At 67.0% G+C, this 20,794-nt stretch carries 20 protein-coding genes; 6 read left to right on the top strand and 14 right to left on the bottom strand.

Going from position 1 to position 20,794, the window contains the following annotated elements; genetic code table 11:
• Positions 1-8: 8 nt before the first annotated feature.
• Complete coding sequence (locus FRZ61_RS13380; RefSeq protein WP_151118199.1) at positions 9-281, top strand: DUF3303 domain-containing protein; 273 nt, start codon at positions 9-11, stop codon at positions 279-281.
• Between the two features lie 22 nt (positions 282-303).
• Here the strand turns inward: FRZ61_RS13380 and FRZ61_RS13385 are convergent, their stop codons facing one another.
• From FRZ61_RS13385 to FRZ61_RS13430, 10 genes are all read right to left on the bottom strand, one after another.
• Positions 304-843 (bottom strand): DUF3828 domain-containing protein, encoded by a 540-nt coding sequence (locus FRZ61_RS13385; RefSeq protein WP_191909008.1) that lies wholly within the window; start codon positions 841-843, stop codon positions 304-306.
• A 163-nt stretch (positions 844-1,006) separates the two neighbouring features.
• Positions 1,007-2,491: an NAD-dependent succinate-semialdehyde dehydrogenase gene (locus FRZ61_RS13390; RefSeq protein ID WP_151118201.1), complete on the bottom strand. Its 1,485-nt coding sequence runs from the start codon at positions 2,489-2,491 to the stop codon at positions 1,007-1,009.
• A 31-nt stretch (positions 2,492-2,522) separates the two neighbouring features.
• Entirely contained in the window at positions 2,523-3,548 is a 1,026-nt protein-coding gene (locus FRZ61_RS13395) for an ABC transporter permease (RefSeq protein WP_151118202.1), read from the bottom strand.
• Entirely contained in the window at positions 3,541-4,521 is a 981-nt protein-coding gene (locus FRZ61_RS13400) for an ABC transporter permease (protein ID WP_225308793.1), read from the bottom strand. Before FRZ61_RS13400 ends, FRZ61_RS13395 begins: the two co-directional genes overlap by 8 nt.
• A complete protein-coding gene (locus tag FRZ61_RS13405; RefSeq protein ID WP_151118203.1) occupies positions 4,518-6,074 on the bottom strand; it encodes a sugar ABC transporter ATP-binding protein in 1,557 nt (518 codons plus the stop codon). The genes FRZ61_RS13400 and FRZ61_RS13405 overlap by 4 nt, the downstream gene beginning before the upstream one ends.
• Before the next feature lie 107 nt (positions 6,075-6,181).
• A complete protein-coding gene (locus tag FRZ61_RS13410; protein WP_151118204.1) occupies positions 6,182-7,354 on the bottom strand; it encodes an ABC transporter substrate-binding protein in 1,173 nt (390 codons plus the stop codon).
• 11 nt (positions 7,355-7,365) lie between these two features.
• Positions 7,366-8,247 (bottom strand): alpha/beta fold hydrolase, encoded by an 882-nt coding sequence (locus tag FRZ61_RS13415; RefSeq protein WP_151118205.1) that lies wholly within the window; start codon positions 8,245-8,247, stop codon positions 7,366-7,368.
• Positions 8,247-8,630, bottom strand: a complete 384-nt coding sequence (locus FRZ61_RS13420) for a hypothetical protein (RefSeq protein WP_151118206.1) — start codon at positions 8,628-8,630, stop codon at positions 8,247-8,249. The genes FRZ61_RS13415 and FRZ61_RS13420 overlap by 1 nt, the downstream gene beginning before the upstream one ends.
• 91 nt (positions 8,631-8,721) lie before the next feature.
• The gene (locus FRZ61_RS13425) at positions 8,722-9,621 is read right to left on the bottom strand and encodes an NAD(P)-dependent oxidoreductase (RefSeq protein ID WP_151118207.1); all 900 of its coding nucleotides are present in this window, start codon (positions 9,619-9,621) and stop codon (positions 8,722-8,724) included.
• 1 nt (position 9,622) lies between these two features.
• Positions 9,623-10,018 (bottom strand): carboxymuconolactone decarboxylase family protein, encoded by a 396-nt coding sequence (locus tag FRZ61_RS13430; protein WP_225308794.1) that lies wholly within the window; start codon positions 10,016-10,018, stop codon positions 9,623-9,625.
• 355 nt (positions 10,019-10,373) lie between these two features.
• Between FRZ61_RS13430 and FRZ61_RS13435 the strand changes: the two genes are divergently transcribed.
• The 5 genes from FRZ61_RS13435 (at position 10,374) to FRZ61_RS13455 (ending at position 15,165) form a co-directional block, all read left to right on the top strand.
• Complete coding sequence (locus FRZ61_RS13435) at positions 10,374-12,026, top strand: GMC family oxidoreductase (protein WP_151118209.1); 1,653 nt, start codon at positions 10,374-10,376, stop codon at positions 12,024-12,026.
• Entirely contained in the window at positions 12,023-12,571 is a 549-nt protein-coding gene (locus tag FRZ61_RS13440; protein ID WP_151118210.1) for a hypothetical protein, read from the top strand. The genes FRZ61_RS13435 and FRZ61_RS13440 overlap by 4 nt, the downstream gene beginning before the upstream one ends.
• Positions 12,568-13,446: an N-acyl homoserine lactonase family protein gene (locus FRZ61_RS13445; protein ID WP_151118211.1), complete on the top strand. Its 879-nt coding sequence runs from the start codon at positions 12,568-12,570 to the stop codon at positions 13,444-13,446. The genes FRZ61_RS13440 and FRZ61_RS13445 overlap by 4 nt, the downstream gene beginning before the upstream one ends.
• 145 nt (positions 13,447-13,591) lie before the next feature.
• The gene (locus tag FRZ61_RS13450; protein ID WP_151118212.1) at positions 13,592-14,272 is read left to right on the top strand and encodes a GntR family transcriptional regulator; all 681 of its coding nucleotides are present in this window, start codon (positions 13,592-13,594) and stop codon (positions 14,270-14,272) included.
• 116 nt (positions 14,273-14,388) lie between these two features.
• Positions 14,389-15,165 (top strand): SDR family NAD(P)-dependent oxidoreductase, encoded by a 777-nt coding sequence (locus tag FRZ61_RS13455; protein WP_151118213.1) that lies wholly within the window; start codon positions 14,389-14,391, stop codon positions 15,163-15,165.
• 5 nt (positions 15,166-15,170) lie between these two features.
• Here the strand turns inward: FRZ61_RS13455 and FRZ61_RS13460 are convergent, their stop codons facing one another.
• The 4 genes from FRZ61_RS13460 to FRZ61_RS13475 form a co-directional block, all read right to left on the bottom strand.
• Positions 15,171-15,638, bottom strand: a complete 468-nt coding sequence (locus FRZ61_RS13460; RefSeq protein WP_151118214.1) for a GNAT family N-acetyltransferase — start codon at positions 15,636-15,638, stop codon at positions 15,171-15,173.
• On the bottom strand, positions 15,635-16,852 hold the full coding sequence (locus FRZ61_RS13465; RefSeq protein ID WP_191909009.1) for an MFS transporter: 1,218 nt from the start codon (positions 16,850-16,852) through the stop codon (positions 15,635-15,637). Before FRZ61_RS13465 ends, FRZ61_RS13460 begins: the two co-directional genes overlap by 4 nt.
• Positions 16,853-17,004: 152 nt before the next feature.
• Entirely contained in the window at positions 17,005-19,245 is a 2,241-nt protein-coding gene (gene parC / locus FRZ61_RS13470) for a DNA topoisomerase IV subunit A (RefSeq protein ID WP_151118216.1), read from the bottom strand.
• A gap of 179 nt (positions 19,246-19,424) precedes the next feature.
• Entirely contained in the window at positions 19,425-20,720 is a 1,296-nt protein-coding gene (locus tag FRZ61_RS13475) for an NAD(P)/FAD-dependent oxidoreductase (protein ID WP_151118217.1), read from the bottom strand.
• Positions 20,721-20,794 lie beyond the last annotated feature (74 nt).

The raw sequence follows: 20,794 nt of genomic DNA on the forward strand, positions 1-20,794 counted from the left end.
GAGCCCCGATGCTGTTCATGGTGATCGAGAAATTCCGCGGCCAGGACATCAAGGCCGTCTATCGCCAGTTCCGCGACAAGGGCCGGATGACGCCCGACGGCCTCGCCTTCGTCGGGAGCTGGGTGACGGCCGACAATGGCCGCTGCTTCCAGCTCATGGAATGCGACGACCTCACCCTGCTCCAGCGCTGGGCCGCCGAATGGTCGCATTTGGTGGAATTCGAGATCGTACCGGTCGTCACCGGCAAGGAGACGGCCGCGGCGCTGGCGGGACAGCTCTAGGCCGCAGGCTGGCTGACCGCTCCTAGTTCTGCTGGCTTTCCCGATCCGCCTTCATCTGCTTGAGCAGCGTCAGAAGATCGCCGCCCTCGGGATAGCGGAAATTCACAAAGCGCCAATGGCCGTTCTCGTACGCAAGTTCCGGAACGACGCTGGGCGTTTCCGATCGCTTACCGGACGTCACCGCATAGACATCGACCAGGTAGTCCTTGCCCTCTTGCCGGGCAGAACCGACTTCATAGCGCTTCGCGGGATCCTGGGTATCCAGGAAGGGATCGAAATCCAGCCCGACGATATCGTCTCCCTTGGCCTGCGCCTGCGCGGCCAGGTCGTCCTTCAGGGCCTGGACGAGCTCACCATCGAAGTCGGCGCTCATCTTGTCGACGGCAAGCCGCCAAGGCGGAACCGGCTGCCCGGCGAGGGCCTTCGGCACATAGGCTTCGTAGAACTTCTGCACGAACTCGCGGCTCGACGCGGCAAGATCACCCGCCTGCACCGACGAAACATGCAGAGCGAGAAGCAGGAGACAGCCGATCGCTGCCCCGCCCCGGCTCAACGGCGTCATCCGCCATCCCCTCGTCATTTCGGAACCCCCAACAGCTTCGCGCACGAATGACTTCCGTCGAACGAATCGACAGGTCGCGCGTGGCGGTATGGTAGCCTACCCTATGGCCACCCCATAGGTTCCTGGCAAGGCTCTCAAGCGCGCAAGCGACGGGGCGCCGCCGTCAGGCCGGCACGCCGCCGAGGCAGAGATATTTCATCTCGGTGAAGTCATCGAGGCCGTATTTTGAGCCTTCCCGGCCCACGCCCGACTGCTTGACGCCACCGAAGGGCGCCACCTCGGTCGAGATCAGGCCGGTGTTCATGCCGACCATGCCGTATTCCAGCGCTTCCGCGACCTTCCAGATCCGGCGGACATCGTTCGCGAAGAAATAGGCGGCGAGACCGAACTCGGTGTCGTTCGCCATCTCGATCACCTCGTCCACGCCGTCGAAGCGGAAGACCGGCGCCAGCGGACCGAAGGTCTCCTCCCTGGCGACCAGCATGCCCTGGGTCACGCCGGTCAGGACGGTGGGGCTGAAGAACAAGCCGCCGCGGGCATGGCCGCCCCCGCCAGTCGCGACGACGGCCCCCTTCCCCACGGCGTCCTCGATATGGCGCTTCACCTTGCCGACCGCCTTCTCGTCGATCAGCGGGCCGACCTCGATATTCGCCTCGAAGCCGTCGCCGACCCGCAAGGCAGCGGCGCGGGCCGCCAGCTTGCGGGAGAACTCGTCATAGATTCTCGACTGCACATAGATCCGGTTGGCGCAGACGCAGGTCTGGCCGGCATTGCGGAACTTCGACTGGATCGCGCCCTCGACCGCCGCGTCGACATCGGCATCGTCGAACACGATGAAGGGCGCGTTGCCGCCGAGCTCCAGGCTGAGCTTCATGATCTGGTCCGAGGCCTGGCGCATCAGGATGCGGCCCACCTGGGTCGAGCCAGTGAAGGTCAGCTTGCGGACCTTGTCGTTGCGGCAGATGTCCTGGCCGAAGCTTTGCGCGTCGGTGGTGGTGACGACGCTGAAGAGGCCGGAGGGCACGCCGGCGCGCTCGGCCAGGACCGCAAGCGCGGTCGCGGAGAGCGGCGTCTGGAAGGCCGGCTTGAACACGATCGCGCAGCCCGCCGCCAGCGCCGGCGCGATCTTCCGCAGCGGCATGGCCGACGGGAAGTTCCAGGCGGTGATGGCGCCCACCACGCCGACCGGCTGACGGATCACGAAGATGCGCTTGTCCCGCTGATGGCCCGGAATGATGTCGCCATAGAGGCGCTTCGCCTCCTCCGCATACCATTCGACATAGGAGGCGCCATAGAGGACCTCGCCCCGGGATTCCGCGAGCGGCTTGCCCATCTCCGCGGTCAGGATCGCCGCGAGGTCGTCCTGGCCGGCAATGATGAGCTCGTACCATTTGCGCAGGACGGCGCCGCGCTCCTTCCCCGACCGCTTCGCCCATTCCTTCTGGGCCGCATGGGCCGCATCGACCGCGGCGGCGGTCTCGGCGCTGCCGAGATCGGGCATCCGGGCCAGGACCTCGCCGTTCGACGGGTTCGTGACGTCGAAGCCCTTCCGCCCCTCGGCGGCGATCCATCTCCCGCCGACGAGCGTGGCCTCGCTGAGCAGGCCGGGATCACGCAGCCGCGCCGCCAGGGTCCGCGAGACGGTCATGGTGAAGGCTCTCCTTCCTCGGTCGGTGCGTTCAGATCTGCGTCCGGATATGCGGCGAGCGCGCGTAGAGCGTCACCATGGGCACGATCAGCAGGCCGAACACCGCCTGCTGCATCGCGTAGCTGAGGCCGAGGCCGACCAGGAGCGAGGTCAGCACGGTCAGCACCAGCACGCCGACGATGGTCGCCCCGTAGCCGCCCCAGCCGCCGAGCAGCGAGGTGCCGCCGATCACCACCGCCGCGACCGTGGTGAAGAGGTAGGGATCGCCCACGCCGACGAAGCCGCCGCCGGAGAAACCGAGCAGCACCATGCCGGTCACGGCGGACATGGCGCCGCTGATCACATAGGCCACGACCCAGACGCGGAACTCGGAGATCAGGACGCGGGCGGCGGCGCGGCGATTGCCGCCGACCGCATAGAAGCTCCGCCCGAACAGGGTCTTCGCCATCACCGTCATGAGCAGGGCCGCGATCGCGAACCAGACGATGACCACGGGCGGCAGCGGCAGCCCCAGCGTGGTGCCGGCGACCGAGGAGAGATTGCGCAACCAGGGCGGCACCTCGCCCAGCACGTTGCCGGCATAGGCCGAGCCGATGCTGGTGACGATCTGGCAGGCGCCGACCACGGCGAACCCCATGCCCAGCGTCATGATCAGCGCCTGCGACTGCGACCGGAAGGTCAGGAGGCCGTTGAGGAGGCCGATCACGGTTCCGCCCAAGAGCACGATCAGGCAGGCGAGGATCGGCGACACCCCCCAGTTGAACAGGCCGGCGAGGATGATGTTGGAGGAGCCGATGACATAGGGGATCGACATGTCGATCCCACCCAGCATCGCGCACAGGGTCTGGCCGAGCGATGCGAGGCCGAGGAAGGCGGCCAGCAGCAGCATCGAGCGGATATTGGCGTAGGAAGCGAAGCCCGGCACCAGCAGCGTGCCCACCACCGAAACCAGGAGGAGGAGCGCCACGCCGAGCAGGATGCTCCTGCTGATCGCGATCCGGTGCCGCTCGCCCTGGGCGGCCGATGGGCTCTCGGGGCGGGTCGTGCTGTCAGTCATAGGCGCGCCCCGAGCGGAAGTTCATGACGCTGTTGATCAGCAACGAGATCATCAGGATGAGGCCGGTCGAGAGCGAGGTCACGAAGCCGGCGATGCTGCCGAAATCGAAGGTCGAGAGCGCATAGGAGATCAGATACATGCTGATCGCCCCCAGGATCGAACCGAGCCCGCCGCCGGTGCCGCCGCCCAGGCTGGTGCCGCCGAGCACGAGAGCGGTGATCGCCGCCAGCGTGTAGGTGGTCCCCTGGGTCGGATCGCCCGAGGCGATGAGCGCCGTGTAGGTGAGCGCCGCGATCGCGGTGTAGATGCCGGCCACGATATGGGCGCCGAAGCGGGCCGCGACCGAATTCACGCCGTTGGCGAAGGCCATGCGCTCGTCGGCGCCGGTCAGCCGGATCTGCTGGAAGAAGGAGCTGCGCGTGAACAGGAACCAGAGCGCGATCATCACCAGGAGGATGATCGCGACCGGCGAGAAGATGCTGGTGCCGTAGCCCCAGCCGTCCATCCATTCCGGCGCCGAGCCCGAGGGCCGGTCCAGCACCACCAGGTTCACGCCCACCAGCACCAGGAAGCCGCTCAGGGTGACGATGATGGGGCTGACGCGGGCATAGAGGATGATCGCCGCGATGATGCAGTGATAGACGATCCCGGCCGCGACCACATAGGCGACGACGGCCACGGGATTGGTCCAGCCGTTCTCGACCAGCCACTTGACCAGGGTGCAGTTGATGAAGCCCAGCAGCGGCCCGACGGAGAGGTCGACGCCGCCGCGCCCGACCAGCGCGATCGGCGTCAGTGCCAGCGAAGCCAGGATCAGCGGCGTCACGACGATGATGGCGCCGCCGATGCCGTCGCGGGTGAAGAGGCTGGGCCCGCGCAGCGCGGCGACGATCAGGAGGACGACGATGAGGACGAGCGGCACCATCAGGTGCCGGTGGCGCTCGACGGTCGCGCTTTGGATCCGGGCGGTCACGACGCCTCCTCGAGTTTGGAGACCAGGGGTTCGATGTCGTCGGTATGGCCGAACATGGCGGCCAGCAGCGCATGCTCGGCGATCTCGGTGCCCGACAGCGTGCGGAACAGGGAGCCGTTGCGGAACACCATCACGCGGTCGGCGAAATCGAAGAATTCCTCGATCTCGCTGGAGAGATAGATCACGGCACCGCCGCCGGCGGTGAAGGCCTTGAGCTGGATATAGAGATCGCGCTTAGTCTGCAGATCGACGCCGCGGGCCGGATCGTCGAGCACGATGACCTTCGGCTCGGCGGCCAGGGCTCGGGCGATCAGGACTTTCTGCTGGTTGCCGCCGGAGAGCGAGGTGATCCGGTTGGAGGCGCGGCCGGCGCGGATCGCGAGCCGCTGCCTTTCCTTCTGATAGAGGGCATCGACCGGGCCGTTCCGGATCCAACCGAACTGGCCGAAGCAGCTTCGGTAGAGCGCGATGGCGAAATTCTCGAAGATGCTGAGATTGGGGAAGATGCCCTCCCGCGCCCGATCGCCGGAGACATAGACGATGCCGTGGTCCGACGCCTCGGCGAGGCTCGAGATCGGCCGCTCGGCGCCGCCCTCGGCCGCCGCGATGCGGCCCGAGAACGGCGGCAGGATGCCCGCGGCGACCCGCAGGAAATGGCTCTGGCCCTGCCCGTCGAGGCCGGTCACCCCCAGGATCTCGCCGGATCGCAGCGTGAAGTCGAACGGCGCGGCCCCGACCCGGACGCCGATCCGGCTGCCCGAAAGCGCGGTCTCGCCGGCGGCGATCCGGGCGGGATTGCGGGTCTCCGGCCGGATCTCCTGCAGCGAGCGCTTGGGCGACATCAGGGCGAGGAGATTGGCCTCGGTGATCTCCTTGCCGACGAGCTCGCCGACCGTTTTGCCGTCGCGCAGGACCGTGGCGCGGTCGGTGATGCGGATGAGCTCGGCGATGCGGTGGGTAACGATGACGATGCAGCAGCCGGCATCGCGCAGCTTCCGGATCTCGACATGCAGCTTCGCCGTCGCCTCGAGATCGAGGGCCGCCGAGGATTCGTCGAGGATCAGCACCTTGGGATTGCAGAGCAGCGCGCGGGCGATGACGATCCATTGCCGGACGCTGAGCGGCAGGTTGCGCACGGGCATGTCAGGATCGAGATCGAGCCCGGTGAAGCGCAGCAGCATCTCCCGGCTCTGGCGCCGGGCGTCGGCGGGGCTCCGGCCGCGCCGCCAGAGGGTGTCCGTGCCGGCGAAGAGATTGTCGACGATGGTGAGATTGTCGGCGACCAGCACCTCCTGGAAAATCGTCGCGACGCCGATCTTGCGGGCCTGGATCGGGTCGAGGGGGGTCTCGCCGAGGACCTTGACCTCGCCGGAATCGGCGTTGAGCACGCCAGAGAGAATCTTGGCGAGCGTGGATTTCCCGCTGCCGTTCTCGCCGACGATCGCATGCACCTCGCCTGGCCGGATCGTGACTGTCAACCCGTCGAGGGCGACGGTCTCGCCGAAGCGCTTCCGGACATCGCGGACCGTGACTATCTCTTTGGCATCCTGCATGACGGCTCAAACCGGGGAATGGACAGGGCGAGCCTTGCGGCTCGCCCTGCAGAGTCGGTCGCCGTGGCCGCGGAAGGCGCGGCTTCGGCGCTTGCTGGCCCCCGCCTTCAGTTCGCGGATTTCCACGTCATCGGATCGGCCGGACGGAGCACCATGTCGTCCGCCAGGGCCTTCGGGAACCAGGCCTCGGCCGGCGGCTCGATCCAGTTGGGATCGTCGATCTTGCAGTCCTCCGGCAGCGCCGCCTTCACGTCGTCATAGGTGAACTTGAGCACGGGACGGATCACCGACTGGATCTTCGGACCCTGGCCCTGGAGCGTGCGCAGCATCATGTTCCAGACGATGTAGAGCTCGTCTCCCGGGGGCCACACGTAGAAGCCGGCATCCACCCAGTCCGGATGCTGGCGCCAGTAGCAGGTGGCACCCGCCTCGCCGGCGATGCTGATCGGCACCATCGGACGGCCGGACTGCAGCAGCGCCTGCAGCACGCCGTTCTCCGAGGGTGACTGCAGCACGATCGCGTCGAGCTGCTCGGGATGGGTGGCCAGGAACTTCTGGACCTCGACCTGGGCGACCTGGTCGGTCCACTGCCCCTGCACGGTCCCGATCAGCTTGATGCCCGGATACTCGGCCAACGCCTTCTTCGCGCCGGAATCGAAGCTGTCGGAAGAAGCGAGGCCGGCGATGCCGCTGACCAGCAGCACGTTGCCCTTGCCCTTGATCTTCTCGGCGATGGCCTTGGCGATCTGGTAGCCGCCGTCGACATAGTTGGCCGAGACGCTGATCGCCTCGGGCGCCGTGACGTAGCCGGAATAGGAGAAGACCGGCACGCCCTTGTCATAGGCGTATTTGATCGTCTGGTTCAGGGCCGTCACGTTCGAGCAGCAGAGGAAGATCGCGTCCACGCCCTGGTCGACGAGCTGGCGCATCTGCTGGATCTGCACGGCGTCCTTCAGGTCGGACTGCTTGACGATGACGTCCTTGATCAGCCCCGCCTGCTGGGCCTGCGGCAGCAGAACCTTCATCAGGCGGTCCATCGACGCCGCGCGCCAGGTGTTGCCGGCATAGGAGCTGGCATAGCCGATGGTCCAGGGCGGGCCGTGACGCGGCTTGAAGTCGCGCAGCAGGCTCGCCCCGGTCGGCTGGTTCTTGTCGAGGCCCTCATAGGCCTTCTGGTGTTCCGGCAGCAGCTCGTCGAGGCCGGCTGCGGCCGCCATCCCCGCGGAGAGCAGCATCATGGCCGTCCCCGCAGCGATGCATTTGAGCGCTACGCGCATCATCAGTCCTCCCATCACTGTGTCTTCCTGTTCTTGATTTCCGCGAGTATCGGAAGAAGGTACTTGCGGAATTCCTGGTAGTTCTCCGTCACCGGGAAGTGGCCGAGCTTTTCCATCACCCAGAACTTGCTGCCCTTCACGAGATCGGCGAGCTGCTTGGTCTCGGCAGGAGAGGTGTTCGGGTCGTACTCGCCGGTCAGCATGTAGAGCATGCATTTGCTGGTATCGATCCGGCGCGCTTCCTCCGGGGAGACGTCGTGGTCGTAGTAGTAATAGAGGAGATCGCCGGCGAAGATGCCCGGGCCGCCGCAGCTATATTCCCACTGGATCTCGCGCACGTTCGCCTCGGGCGAGTACGGCGAGATGTTCAGCAGCATCGCCGCACCGACCGAGGTCCGGTTCACGTTGGGGTTGTCGAACTCGCGCCGGATGCCGGCCATGCCGACATCGATATATTCCGCCGCCGAGCGCAGCGCGCCCTCGACCGCGATCGTCGCGCGGTATTTCTCCGGGTAATTGGAGGCGAGATCGACGGCGAGGTGGCCGCCCATCGAGCTGCCCATATAGACCGGACGATCCAGGCCCAACGCCGCCGCGAAGGCATTGGGGAAGTCCATCATGAACTTCTTGGTCATGTTGTATTCCTTGGCCCACCACTTCTCGCCGTACGGCGGAAGCGACTTGCCGTGGAACGGCAGGTCGAAGACGATCGCGCGGAAGTCCCTGGTGACCTCGGAATCGCAGAGCAGGTGACGGTACTGGCGGCCGTCCGAGCCCGCGGTGTGGCCGAGCAGGATCGGGATCCCCTGCCCCGCCTCCTCGTAATAGACGCGGTACTCGACGCCATCGATTGTGAGATAGACATAGCCGCCGGTGATCGGATCGCGCTTGACCATTACCGTGCCCCCCGGTTGGCGACATCGCGCATCAGGCTCATCATGCGATTGAGCGCCGGCAGGTAGGCGAATGTCTCGTTGGTGACGCTGAGCTTGAGGCCGTGCTTGACCGCGGTCGATTGCAGGCACTGGTAGAAGGGCTTCGGCTTCGCGGCCAGCATGTTGGTCCAGTGATCCCGGGTGCCGCGGACCACGATCTTGCATTGATCGTCCGGCACCGAATCGCCGGTGATCTGCGTCAGCTTGCCTTCCTTGAAGTGGAGCACGTGTACGTCGTCCGCGATGCCCACCTTGACGGCACCGTTGAGGTAGCGCGTTTCCCGGACGAACTCCAGGTCCCTTTCCGCGGCCGCGCGGAAATCGTCGATCTTGAGCAGAGCCATCTGCCTTCCTCCCGCTTTTGGTTGCACGCTCCGCCGCCCGCCTCGTTCGACGAGGGCGCAAACCCGTGGCGCGGACCCCTGTCCCGCGCCGCTATTCCCCCTTCTTCCCTTCCCGCTCGCTCAGGAACTCGAAGATCGCGGTGTGATCGGCACCCGGCTTCATCGCGCCGGACGCCTCGCGCCAGAGTGCCGCCGCCGCCGCGATGCCATCGGCGTCGATCCCGACGCTCTTGGCGAGATCGAGGGCCGTCGCGACGTCCTTCGCCATCAGCGCCGCGGCGAAGCCCGAGCCGAAGGACCCGGAAAGCACGAACGGCTTCATCTTGGTCTCGGTCGAGTTGTTCCGGCCGGTCGAGGCGTTGAGCGTGTCGACGATCGTCTCCGGATCGAGGCCGAAGGCGCGGCCGACGATCACCGCCTCGCAGGCGGCGACCAGGCCCGCGGCGGAGACGTAGTTGTTCAGCGCCTTCATCGCGTGACCCGCACCGAGCGGACCGACCCGCAAGATCGACTGGGCCATGCATTGCAGGAGCGGCCGCGCCCGCTCGAGATTCTCGACGGCGCCGCCGACCATGATCGCGAGCTTGCCGGTGGTCGCGCGGGCCACGCCGCCGGAGACGGGCGCGTCGATGAGCGCCACACCCTGGTCGCCGAGGATCTCGCCGAGCCGGCGCGTCTGCATGGGCGCGGAGGAGCTCATCTCGATGACGAGGGCGCCGGATGCGACGCCCTTGACGGCGCCGGACTTGATCAGCGCGTCCTGCACGATCCCGCCATTGGGCAGCATGGTGATCACGAGCGCGGCGCCCCGGCAGGCCTCGGCCTCGGATCCGACGGTGGCGCCCCCGTCGGCTTCGTAAAGCGCGCGGGATTGCGGGGAGACGTCGAAGGCCTGCAGCCGATAGCCGGCATTGCGCAGGAGCCGCGCCATCGGGCGGCCCATCTGCCCGAGGCCGAGGAACGCGACCACCTCGCCGGACGCGGCAGCCATCTCAGGCGATTCCCATGTCCTTGAAGACCTCGCGGGCGATGCGGAGGCTGTCCAGCCCGGCCGGCATGCCGCAATAGACGGCGACCTGCAGCAGGATCTCCAGGATCTCGTCCTTGGTGAGGCCGTTGTTCACGGCGCCGCGCAGATGCAGGCGCAGCTCGTGCGGCCGGTTGAGCGCCGAGATCATGCCGAGATTGAGGATGCTGCGGCTGCGCCGGTCGAGGCCGGGCCGGTTCCAGATCTCGTCCCAGCACCATTCGGTGGTGAGCTTCTGCAGCGGCCAGCTGAAGGCGTCCGCAGTCCGGAGCGAGTTGTCGACATACTCCGCGCCCAGCACCTCGCGGCGCGTGACGAGGCCACGCTCGAACTTCTCGGATCTAGGCTTCGCATCGGTCATACGCCCCTCCCACCTGCTTTTGTCGGATCCTGTCGTCGGAACGCCCGGCGTCGCTTTGTTGGCCGACATGTCTCATACAATCTGCTAATCTGTCAAACGACATCTGCGTGGGAGCGGACAAAACTGCAGTCAAAAAAATATACCTCTGCGGCGAGCTCCCACCGCGTTCTCGGGATAACAATAAGTTATTGCCGCGCCGGTGCGGTATTGGTCTTGCCTATGGAGACCGCTACCGCCTGTTTTATGAACCGGCGCGCGCTGTCGATTGACATTCAACAGATTGTCTGTCGAACATACAAAAAAGTAAGGCGGTCCGACGACGAGATCCGAGCGGACGGCCCCAGGGAGGAATGGCATGCAGCGCGGCCCCGGCTCGACCGCTCGTGAGACCTTCGACTACGTCATCGTCGGCGCGGGAACATCCGGCTGCGTGGTGACCAACCGGCTCAGCGAGGACGGCGCCTCGGTCTGCCTGCTCGAGGCGGGGCCGCGCGACACCAACCCCTTCATCCATATTCCGGCCGGCTACATCCGGAACGTCTTCTCGAAGACCCTGACCTGGAATTTCGAATCGACCCCGTCGCCGCACACCAAGAACCGCCGCTTCCCGCTGCCCCAGGGCCGCGTGCTGGGCGGCTCCAGCTCGATCAACGGGCTCAACTATGTGCGGGGCCAGCGCTCCGACTATGACGGCTGGGCCCAGAAGGGAAATCCCGGCTGGTCCTATCGCGACGTCCTTCCCTACTTCAAGCGCTCGGAGACGCGCCTCGGCAAGGGCGACGACCGCGTGCGCGGCCGGACCGGCGAGCTGCCGATCTCCGACCTCGACTGGCGGCATCCGATCTGCGACGCCTTCATCGCGGGCACGAGCTCGCTCGGCATCCCGGAGAACCCGGACTACAACTCCGGCGATCAGGCCGGCAGCGGCTTCTTCCAGCGCACCATCCGCAACGGCTATCGCTGGAGCGCCGCGAAGGCCTTCCTGCGCCCGGCGGAGAAACGGCCGAACGTCTCCGTGCGTACCGAGGCGCAGGCCTCGGCGATCCTGTTCGAAGGGCGCCGCGCCGTGGGCGTCCGTTACGTGGCCGGCGGACCGGGCGGCACCGTCAAGGAGGTCTATGCCAACCGCGAGGTGGTGCTGACCGCGGGCGCGCTCAACACGCCGAAGCTGATGCAGATCTCCGGCGTCGGCCCCGCGGACGTGCTGCAGGCGCTCGGCGTGACGCCGGTACATGTGCTCCCGGGTGTCGGCAACAACCTGCGCGACCATTTCTGCGTCCGCATGGTGGTGCGGCTGCAGGGCATCAAGACCATCAACAACCTGGTCCAGGGACCGCCGCTCCTGCTCCAGATCGCCAAGTGGGCGGTCGGGCTGCCGAGCCCGCTGGCGATCAGCCCGTCGCTGGTGCATGTCTTCTGGAAGTCCGACCCCGCCTTCGACATCCCCGACCTCGAATATGTCTTCACGCCGGCGAGCTTCCGCGCCGGCGTCGTCGGGCTCTTGGACAAGTTTCCGGGCATGACCCTCGGCGTCTGGCAGGAGCGCCCCGAGAGCCTCGGCTATGTCAAGGCCGTCAGCGCCAATCCTTTCAACAAGCCGGAGATCATGCCCAACTACCTGGCGAGCGAGATCGACCAGCGGGCGCTGCTCAACGCCATCAAGCTCGGCAGCAGGATGCTGGCGACGGAGCCGCTGAAGCCGTACATCCACTCGCAGATCGCGCCCGGCCCCGAGGTGAGAAGCGACGCCGAGATCATGGACTGGGCGCGCTCGACCGGCATCACCGTCTATCACATGACGGGAACCTGCCGCATGGCGCCGGAGCAGGATCCGCAATCGGTGGTCGACAGCGCGCTGCGGGTGCGCGGCCTTCAGGGCCTGCGCGTCGCCGACGCCTCGATCATGCCCAGCATGCCGTCCGCCAACACCAACGCCGCCACGCTGATGATCGCGGAGAAGGCCTCCGATCTCATCCGCGGGCGCAAGCTGGAGCCGATCGACGCATGAGCAAGGCGCTCCCGCTCTCGAGGTCCGGCCTCGTCGCGCCGGGCACGCCGATGTCGGCGATCGTCGAGAACCTCGGGCAGTTCGCCCTCGGCGACAAGGCTGGATGCTACCTGCTCGAGGCCAAGCGACCGTTCGAGGATCTGCGGCAGGTGGTGAGCCTGCTGGCGGCGATCCTGCTCGCGACCGATACCGGGATTGCCGGCAAAGGGCTGCGCCATCCGCTGCTCGACCAGGCCCGGGATCTCTTCCAGGAATGCGGCGACAAGGTCGACAGCCTGTCGCCGGCCCCGCAGACCGAGCATCATCACCGTCATCTGACGCGGGCGCGCCAGGCCGCGGGCGCCGCGCTGGACGCGCTCGAGCGCGGCGTCCTCGGCGGCGACAAATCCGCCCTCGATCTGGTCAAGCTCGCCTGGCGCGAGCTGATCCACGCCGCCAACGCGCTGCCCGGCTTCGAGGCCATCGACCTCAGCCAGTCCTGCTGCGCGGAGCATGCCAGGCTCCGCCGGCCCCTCCTTCGGCCCGATCACGGAGAATCCCGATGACGCCCTATTCGATCTGGATCCTGGAATACGCCTTCATTCCGGAATGCCCGCTGAGCTCGCTGGTCTATGGCCGGCACAACCAGGGCACGGTCAAGCTGCCCTACGGCTATGTGCTGATCAAAGGAAACGGCCAGACCATCCTGGTCGATTGCGGCTACGACCACGAATCGGTCGGGCGGAAGTTCGGCGAGTTCTACGGCGTCCAGAACTGGCGCTCGCCGCGCGACGTGCTGGCCGAGGTCGGGCTGACGCCGGAGCAGATCGGGCATGTGATCATCACCCATGCGCATTTCGACCATATGGGCGGCCTCGCGCTGTTCCCGAACGCCAAGTTCTATATCCAGGAGCGGGAGATCTCGCGCTGGATTTGGGCGATGTCGCTCGAGCGCCGGTTGCGCTGGCTGATGACCGCCGGCGATCCCAGCGACATCATCAAGGCGGTGGAACTGGCGCGCGACGGGCGGCTGGTGACGCTCAAGGGCGACGTCGAGGATCTGTTCCCCGGCATCGACGTCCGCTATGCCGAGGACAGCCACACGCCCGGCTCGCAATATGTCGTGATCCGGAACGACGGGCTGCGTGCCAGCAAGGATCCCTATGTCTGCACCGGCGACCTGATCTACCGCCACGAGAACCTGCATGGCGGCACGCCCGAGGACCCCTATTTTATACCGGTCGGGCTGGCGATCGGCAGCCAGGTCAATCTCATCATGACCGCCGACAGCATCCTCAAGGCGGCCAACGGCGACACGAAGCGCGTGCTGGCGCCGCATGAAGAAAACATGCCGAGCCTCTATCCGTCGCGGAAAAGCCGGCATGGGCTCCAGCTCATGGAGGTCAGCCTGGCGCCGGGCGAAAGGAGTGCCGTGGCGTGACGGGCCGGTGCCGTCCGACTCGCCGGAGGCCGGCCGCCGTGAACCATGCAGACGACAGGTTGAAGGAATGACGCCGTACGCTTAGAGTGTCAGACAATCTGATGAAACGATCCTGGCGGGCGCGGGATTGAAAGAACTCAACACGATGGCGGATACCGATCTTCAGATTTCCAGGCAGGCGGCGACGCTTCGCCTGATGGTCGAGGACAAGATCCGATCCGCGATCTCGACCGGACGCTTTCGTCCCGGGCAGCGAATGCGGGAGCGGGAGCTTTGCGAGCTCCTGGGGGTCGGGCGGACCTCGGTCCGCGAGGCGCTCCGCCAGCTCGAGGCCGAGGGGCTGATCACCACGACGCCCCATCGCGGGCCGATCGTCAGCACGATCACCTATGAGGAAGCGCAGCAGCTCTACGCCTTCCGCGCCGTGCTGGAAAGCTATGCCGGCCAGGAATTCGCCCGCCGCGGCAGCGCCGCCGAGATGAGCCGGCTGGCCGAGGCCGTGGCGGAATTCGAGAAGGCGGCTTCCGGCACCAACCAGCACGAGCTGCTGGAGGCCAAGACCCATTTCTATTCGACCCTGATGGACGGCAGCGGCAATGTCTTCGTCAAGCAGACGCTGACCCAGCTCCATAACCGCATCAATCTCCTGCGCATGACCTCGATGTCGAGGCCGGGCCGCTTGGCGCACAGCGTCGCCGAGATCAAGGAGATCCTGGAGGCGATCCGGTCGCGGGACGCCGCCAAGGCGGCGGCGGCCTGCCGGCACCATATCGAGATGGCGGCCGAGGCCGCCCTCGCCCATCTCCGGGACAACCCGCTCGAATAACACGCCGTGGCAGACGCCGTTCGGCAACGCCCGGTTGGCGTTCCCGCCGGCGATGATCGCGTCCGCGGGCACTGACCGTTTCACGAAACAATTCCGTATCGAGACGAGGCATCTCCATGAAGCACAAGGACAAGGTCGCCGTCATCACGGGCGCGGCGCGCGGGATCGGCCGCGCCTGCGCCGAGCGGTTCCTGGCGGAGGGCGCCAAGGTCGTTCTGGGCGACCTGGACGCGAAGCGCCTGAAAGAAACCGCCGACGAGATCGGCCCGGCCGACAGGGTGCTGGCCGTTGTCACCGATGTGAGCCGGAAGGCCGCGGTCGATGCGCTGGTTGCCGCCGCGGCGGACAGGTTCGGCCGCGTCGACATCATGGTCAACAATGCCGGCATCGCCATGATCAAGGATTTCCTCGACATCACCGAAGCCGACTACGACAAGGTTCTCGGCGTGAATCTGAAGGGTGCGTTCCTGGGCGTCCAGGCGGCCGCCCGCCAGATGATCGCCCAAGGGCGAGGCGGCGTGATCGTCAACATGTCCTCGATCAATTCCGGCCTCGCCAACCCGCGCGTCGCGACCTATGCGATCTCCAAGGGCGGGATGAACCAGGTCACGAGCACCGCCGCCGTCGCCTTCGCGCCCCATGGCATCCGGGTCGTCGGGGTGGGTCCCGGCACCATCCTGACGGAGATGGTCGAGGGCTCGTTCATCGATTCCGAGGAAACCCGGCGCATGATCCTGTCGCGCACGCCGATCGGCCGCTGCGGCAGCCCGGCCGAGGTCGCATCGGTCGTTTCGTTCCTGGCGAGCGCGGATGCGTCCTACATCACCGGCGAAACGATCTATCCCGACGGCGGCCGCCGGGTTCTCAACTACGTCGTTCCCGTCAAGGAGTGACCGGCTCACCCCAGATGCAGCCGCATCCCGTGATGCTGCGCCTCGAAGCCCAGCGATTCGTAGAAACGCTTGGCGTCGGTACGGGACTGGTGGACGAAGAGCTCGATCACCGTGCAGTTCTTCTGCCGCGCCTGCTCCACCGCCCAGTCGAGCAGGCGGTGGCCGACGCGGCGGTTGCGGTAGCGCTTGTCGACGCGGACATCCTCGATCAGCATCCGGGTGGCGCCCTGGTGGCTGATGCCGGCGATGAAATTGAGCTGCAGGCAGCCGATGACCGCCTTGCTCGCGTCCTGCACCACCGCGAGCACGGCGTTGGGATCGCGGCGCAGGCGGTCGAAGGCCTCCCAATAGCCCTCGGGCAACGGCTCCTCCAACCGCTCGCGGCCGCGGCCCAGATGATCGTCGGCGAGGAGCCGGACGATCGCCGGCACGTCGTCGCGCAGCGCGCGACGGATGGTGATCTCTTCGGTCATGCCGCTGCGCGCTCCCCTGCCCGCATCGGCCGGGCCTCCCCCGGCAGGAGCGCTGCGAGGATACCCACCGCGAGCGCGCAACCCGCCAGCCCCCAGAAGAGCGCCGAGAAGCCGCCCTGCCAGCCATAGAGCAAGGCCACGGCCTGCACGCCGATCGGCGTCGCCAGGATGCCGATGCCGTGACGGATGCCGTAGATCAGGCCGCGGCGGCGCTGCGGCGCATAGCGGGCGAGCAGCACGCTTTCCGAGGGCGAGCCGATATCGAACAGAAAGGCGACGGCGGCGGCGAGCGCCACGGTCTCCCAGCGCTCGGCGAAGACGGCACCCGCCAGCAGCAGCGCCTTGAGGAAGAAGCTGATGCTGTAGGCCCATTTCGCAGACCCGTGATCCACGAGCCAGCCGCCGACGATCTGCCCGAGGCTGCCAACGAGATAAATCGCGCCGATGACGAGGGTCAGGTCGAGGATGCCGGCCCGGCCCGCGACGGGCAGCGTCCCTTCGAGCCATTTGGGGAGTGCCGTGGTGAAGGCGGCATAGATCACGGAGAAGAGCAGCATGGTGACGCAGAGCGTGATCGCGGCCCGCCGCAGCGTCGCGCCGGTCGGCGCCGGCCGCTCGACGAGATCGTGGGAGCGCTCGACCAGCCATCCCGCGCGGCGCAGGAACGGCAGGGCGAGGCCCAGCAGCAGCGCCACCGCGCCGGGCAGGATGAAGGCGCTGCGCCAGCCGGACCAGGCGGTCATGGCGCCGGCGACCGGCGAGGCGGCCGCGACGCCGAGGCTGCCGCAGACGCCGACCCAGCCCATGACCTTGCCCTGGTTGACCGCGTTGCGGATGGCGAGCGAGCTGCCGACGGGGTGGTAGATCGAGGCGAAGAGACCGAGCACCATGAGGGCCAGGGTCAGCGAGGCCGGCCCGTCGGCAAGGCCCGCCAGGATCGCGGCGCCGCCGCAGCCGAGGAAGAAGATGGTCATGAGCGTGAGCTCGCCCCAGCGGTCGCTGAGCCAGCCCGCGAGCGGCGCGCCGAGGCCGATCAGGAGCGAGGGAATGGTCCAGAGCGCGATCAGCTCGGCATAGGAGCGGCTCCAGTCCTGCTCGAGCGCCAGGACAAGGACGACATAGAGGCCGATCAGCACATGCAAGACGAAATGACCGACCGCCGCTACCGCGAGGGCAGTGCGGGCCGGCCGTCTTTCGTGCGCCGCAGCGTCCATGCCCTCGATCCTGCCTCGCGCCGCTCTCCTCTCAACTGTCATCCCCGCGAAAGCGGGGGTCCATATCGACAACGGGCTTGGCCCATCCATGGGTCCCCGCTTTCGCGGGGATGACGGTGGAAGAAGACGGTGCTCCTGCTACAGAACCACCATCATAGGAACTTGTTCGACCGCGGGAAGCCCTGGGGCGGGAGGCGGCCGGCCTGGGCGCGCTGGCCGACCCAGTCCTTGAGCGCGGTCTCGGTCCGACTGCGGTCGCCCGAGCGCCAGGTCAAGCCCGCCTTGAGCCTGAAGCTCTTCACGTCCGAGAGCCCGCCATCCTTGTATTTCTGCAGGATCACGCCGCGCCCGCGCGTCATCTCGGGCAGTTCGGCCATCGGGAACAGCAGCAGCTTGCGGTTGGTGCCGACGACGGCGACATGGTCGTCGCCCTCCTCGATCAGCGCATAAGCCGCCGCCTCCTCGCCCTCGGCGAGGTTCAGGACCTGCTTGCCGGCGCGGGTCTGGGCGATGATCTCTTCCTCCGGTGCGACGAAGCCGCGGCCGGCGGTCGAGGCCACGATCAGCTTGCGGCCCGGCTTGTGCACGAACATGCCGACAGGGTCCTGCTCGCCCAGGTCGATCATCAGCTTCAGGGGCTCGCCGAAGCCGCGCCCGCCCGGCAGCTTGTCGATGCCGATGGTGTAGAAGCGGCCGTTGGTGCCGAGCACGACCAGCTTGTCGGTGGTCTCGGCCTGGATATGGAAGCGCGGGCGGTCGCCTTCCTTGAACTTGATCTCCTCGTCGGCCGCGACATGGCCCTTGAGCGCGCGCACCCAGCCCTTGGCCGAGCAGACGACGGTCACGTTCTCGCGCTCGACCAGGGCCTCCATCGGGATCTCGACATCGGCCGGCGCCGTGCCGAGCTCGGTGCGACGGCGGCCGAGCTCGGTCTTGGGCCCGAAGCGCTTCTTGATCTCGCCGATCTCGGTGGCGACGCGCTCCCACTGCTTGTCCTCGTCCTTGAGCAGGCCCTTCAGCGTCTTGCGCTCGGCGGTGAGATCGTCGTTCTCCTTGCGGATCTCGATCTCCTCGAGCTTGCGCAAGGCCTTCAACTTCATGTTGAGGATGGCGTCGGCCTGGATCTCGGTCAGGTCCCATTTCTTCATCATCTTCGCCTTGGGATCGTCCTCCCGGCGGATGATGCGGATGACCTCGTCGATATTGAGATAGGCGATCAGCAGGCCGCCCAGCACTTCCAGGCGGCGCTCGATATCGGCCAGGCGGAAGCGGCTGCGCCGCAGCAGCACCTCGCGGCGATGATCGAGGAAGGCGCGCAGGACCTCGGGCAGGGACATGACGCGCGGCGTCTGGTCGGCGCCCAGCACGTTCATGTTGAGGCCGAAGCGGATCTCGAGATCGGTCTGGCGGAAGAGCTGCTCCATCAGATGGTCGGGATCGACATTGCGGCTCTTGGGCTCGAGCACGATGCGCACGTCGGTCGTGGATTCGTCATGCACGTCGTCGAGCAGCGGCAGCTTCTTCTGCTGCAGCAGGTCGGCGATCTTCTCGATCAGGCGCGATTTGGGCACCTGGTACGGGATCTCGGTGATGACGGCCTGCCAGGTGCCGCCCTTGAGATCCTCCTTGGTCCATTTGGCGCGCACGCGGAAGGAGCCGCGGCCGGTCTTGTAGGCCTCGAGGATGGAAGCCGGATCCTCGACCAGGATGCCGCCGGTCGGGAAGTCCGGTCCCTTGATATGCTTGACCAGCGAGGCGATCGTCGCGTTGGGCGACTTGATCAGATGCAGCAGGGCGTCGCAGATCTCGCCGATATTGTGCGGCGGGATCGAGGTCGCCATGCCGACCGCGATGCCCTGCGCGCCGTTGGCGAGCAGGTTCGGGAAGGCGCCCGGCAGGACGAGCGGCTCCTGGCCCTCGCCGTCATAGGTCGGGCGGAAATCGACCGCGTCCTCGTTGATGCCCTCGAGCATGAGGGCCGCGACCTCGGTCAGCCGCGCCTCGGTGTAGCGCATGGCGGCGGGATTATCGCCGTCGATATTGCCGAAATTGCCCTGGCCGTCGACCATCGGGTAGCGCTGCGCGAAATCCTGCGCCAGGCGCACCATCGCGTCATAGATCGAGGCGTCGCCATGGGGGTGGAACTTGCCCATGACGTCGCCCACCACGCGTGCCGATTTCTTGAAGCCCGAGCCCGGATCGAGATGGAGCTGGCGCATCGCATAGAGCAGCCGGCGATGGACCGGCTTCAGCCCGTCGCGCACATCCGGCAGCGAGCGCGCCATGATGGTCGAGAGCGCGTAGGAGAGGTAACGCGTGCTCAGCGCATCGGCGAGGGAAACGACATTGATGTCGCCGCTGGGCGGCGGCGGGGCGGCTTTGGTCTTGGCCATGCGAGACTCTGGGGGTGGAAAACGCCAGTTATAGTAGCCGGAGGGGGTGCGGGGTCAATGGATAGCCCTCTTCCTGTCCTGCCCGCGCTTGACGCGGGCGTCCAGGGCCGGTTCTCGCTGAGTCGCCTTCTGCCCTGGGTCGCCGGGTCGAGCCCGGCGGTGACAGCGGCAGAGCCCTCTCACCACCGCCGATCGACGCGATAGGGCCCCATGTCGAATCCCGTGGCGCGGTTGGCGACCAGGTCGGCGATCAGGCGGCCGGTGATGGCGCCGTAGGTCAGGCCCAGATGGCCGTGACCATAGGCGAAGAAGCAATTGTCGAAATGCCCGCCCGAGATGACCGGCACGGAATCGGGCACCGAGGGGCGGAAGCCCATCCATTCGGTCTTGCCCTCCTCCTTGAGGCCGGGAAAGACGGTGCGGCCGCGCTCGAGCAGCACCCGCGCGCGGTCGTAGTTGGGCGGCAGGTCGAGGCCGCCCAGCTCGACCGTGCCGGCGAAACGCAGGCCATGCTCGAGCGGCGTCGCGACGAAACCGTAATCGCCGATATGGATCGGGCGGCGCGGCATCACGGCGGGATTGGGCAGCATCACGTGGTAGCCGCGCTCGGTGTCGAGCGGCACGCGATGGCCCAGCATCTTGGTCAGCCGTTTCGACCAGGCGCCGGCCGCCAGCACGACGGCGTCGATCGCATGCTCGCCGGCACCGGTCAGGATATGGGTCGGGCCATCCGGCCCCTTGCGGAAGCCCAGCACCTCCTCCTGCACGACCCGGCCCCCGCGGTTGACGAAATGGCGGGCGAGCTCCTGCACGAGGCGGAAATTGTTCACCGTGTGCGCATGTTCCGGGTAGAGCACCCCGTGCTTGAAGTCCGGTGCCAGGGTCGGCTCCATCTGGCGCAGCTCGTGCTGGCCCAGGATCTCCATCTTCACGTTGTTCTGGCGCGACAGCTCCAGCTCGTGCTGCGCCCCGGCGAAGCTCTTGTCGGAGCGATAGACGCTGAGCCAGCCATCCTCCCGCAGCATGTCCATGATGCCGGCCTCCCGCATCAGCGTCTTGAAGGCCGGCACCGCCTCGAGCGAGAGCGCGCGCAGCGCCTTCGAGATCAGCTCGACCCGCGAGGGCGCGCTGGCGGCGACGAACTTGAGGAGCCAGGGGGCGAGCTGCGGCAGGTAGCTCCAGCGGATCGCCAGCGGCCCCAGCGGGTCCATCAGCATGCCGGGCACGCGCCAGACGATCCCCGGCATGGCAACCGGCTCGCAGGAGGCGCCCGCGATGATCGCGGCATTGCCCTTCGAGGTTCCCTCGCCCGGCGGGCCGCGGTCGATCACCGTCACCCTGAGCCCGTCCCGCTGCAGGTAGAGCGCGCAGCAGATCCCGACGATGCCGGCGCCGATGACGCCGACATGGCGCGGCGCATTCGCGGGGCGTGCCGCGCCGGCGGATCGGAACATCGGCTGGGACTCGTTCGCCATCAGGGAAGGTTCCTCTTCGGTACGATCCCTATCGCGTAGTGGAAGCGGCCGGGGGAATCAAGGCATGAGGGGCC

The organism is Hypericibacter adhaerens, assembly GCF_008728835.1.
GTDB classification, from domain to species: domain Bacteria; phylum Pseudomonadota; class Alphaproteobacteria; order Dongiales; family Dongiaceae; genus Hypericibacter; species Hypericibacter adhaerens.

Excerpts from the sequence above, each read along its gene's own strand:
- FRZ61_RS13380 (WP_151118199.1), top strand. The coding sequence starts at position 9 with ATGCTGTTCATGGTGATCGAGAAATTCCGCGGCCAGGACATCAAGGCC.
- FRZ61_RS13385 (WP_191909008.1), bottom strand. The coding sequence starts at position 843 with ATGACGCCGTTGAGCCGGGGCGGGGCAGCGATCGGCTGTCTCCTGCTT.
- FRZ61_RS13390 (WP_151118201.1), bottom strand. The coding sequence starts at position 2,491 with ATGACCGTCTCGCGGACCCTGGCGGCGCGGCTGCGTGATCCCGGCCTG.
- FRZ61_RS13395 (WP_151118202.1), bottom strand. The coding sequence starts at position 3,548 with ATGACTGACAGCACGACCCGCCCCGAGAGCCCATCGGCCGCCCAGGGC.
- FRZ61_RS13405 (WP_151118203.1), bottom strand. The coding sequence starts at position 6,074 with ATGCAGGATGCCAAAGAGATAGTCACGGTCCGCGATGTCCGGAAGCGC.
- FRZ61_RS13410 (WP_151118204.1), bottom strand. The coding sequence starts at position 7,354 with ATGATGCGCGTAGCGCTCAAATGCATCGCTGCGGGGACGGCCATGATG.
- FRZ61_RS13415 (WP_151118205.1), bottom strand. The coding sequence starts at position 8,247 with ATGGTCAAGCGCGATCCGATCACCGGCGGCTATGTCTATCTCACAATC.
- FRZ61_RS13420 (WP_151118206.1), bottom strand. The coding sequence starts at position 8,630 with ATGGCTCTGCTCAAGATCGACGATTTCCGCGCGGCCGCGGAAAGGGAC.
- FRZ61_RS13425 (WP_151118207.1), bottom strand. The coding sequence starts at position 9,621 with ATGGCTGCCGCGTCCGGCGAGGTGGTCGCGTTCCTCGGCCTCGGGCAG.
- FRZ61_RS13430 (WP_225308794.1), bottom strand. The coding sequence starts at position 10,018 with ATGACCGATGCGAAGCCTAGATCCGAGAAGTTCGAGCGTGGCCTCGTC.
- FRZ61_RS13435 (WP_151118209.1), top strand. The coding sequence starts at position 10,374 with ATGCAGCGCGGCCCCGGCTCGACCGCTCGTGAGACCTTCGACTACGTC.
- FRZ61_RS13440 (WP_151118210.1), top strand. The coding sequence starts at position 12,023 with ATGAGCAAGGCGCTCCCGCTCTCGAGGTCCGGCCTCGTCGCGCCGGGC.
- FRZ61_RS13445 (WP_151118211.1), top strand. The coding sequence starts at position 12,568 with ATGACGCCCTATTCGATCTGGATCCTGGAATACGCCTTCATTCCGGAA.
- FRZ61_RS13450 (WP_151118212.1), top strand. The coding sequence starts at position 13,592 with ATGGCGGATACCGATCTTCAGATTTCCAGGCAGGCGGCGACGCTTCGC.
- FRZ61_RS13455 (WP_151118213.1), top strand. The coding sequence starts at position 14,389 with ATGAAGCACAAGGACAAGGTCGCCGTCATCACGGGCGCGGCGCGCGGG.
- FRZ61_RS13460 (WP_151118214.1), bottom strand. The coding sequence starts at position 15,638 with ATGACCGAAGAGATCACCATCCGTCGCGCGCTGCGCGACGACGTGCCG.
- FRZ61_RS13465 (WP_191909009.1), bottom strand. The coding sequence starts at position 16,852 with ATGGACGCTGCGGCGCACGAAAGACGGCCGGCCCGCACTGCCCTCGCG.
- parC (WP_151118216.1), bottom strand. The coding sequence starts at position 19,245 with ATGGCCAAGACCAAAGCCGCCCCGCCGCCGCCCAGCGGCGACATCAAT.
- FRZ61_RS13475 (WP_151118217.1), bottom strand. The coding sequence starts at position 20,720 with ATGGCGAACGAGTCCCAGCCGATGTTCCGATCCGCCGGCGCGGCACGC.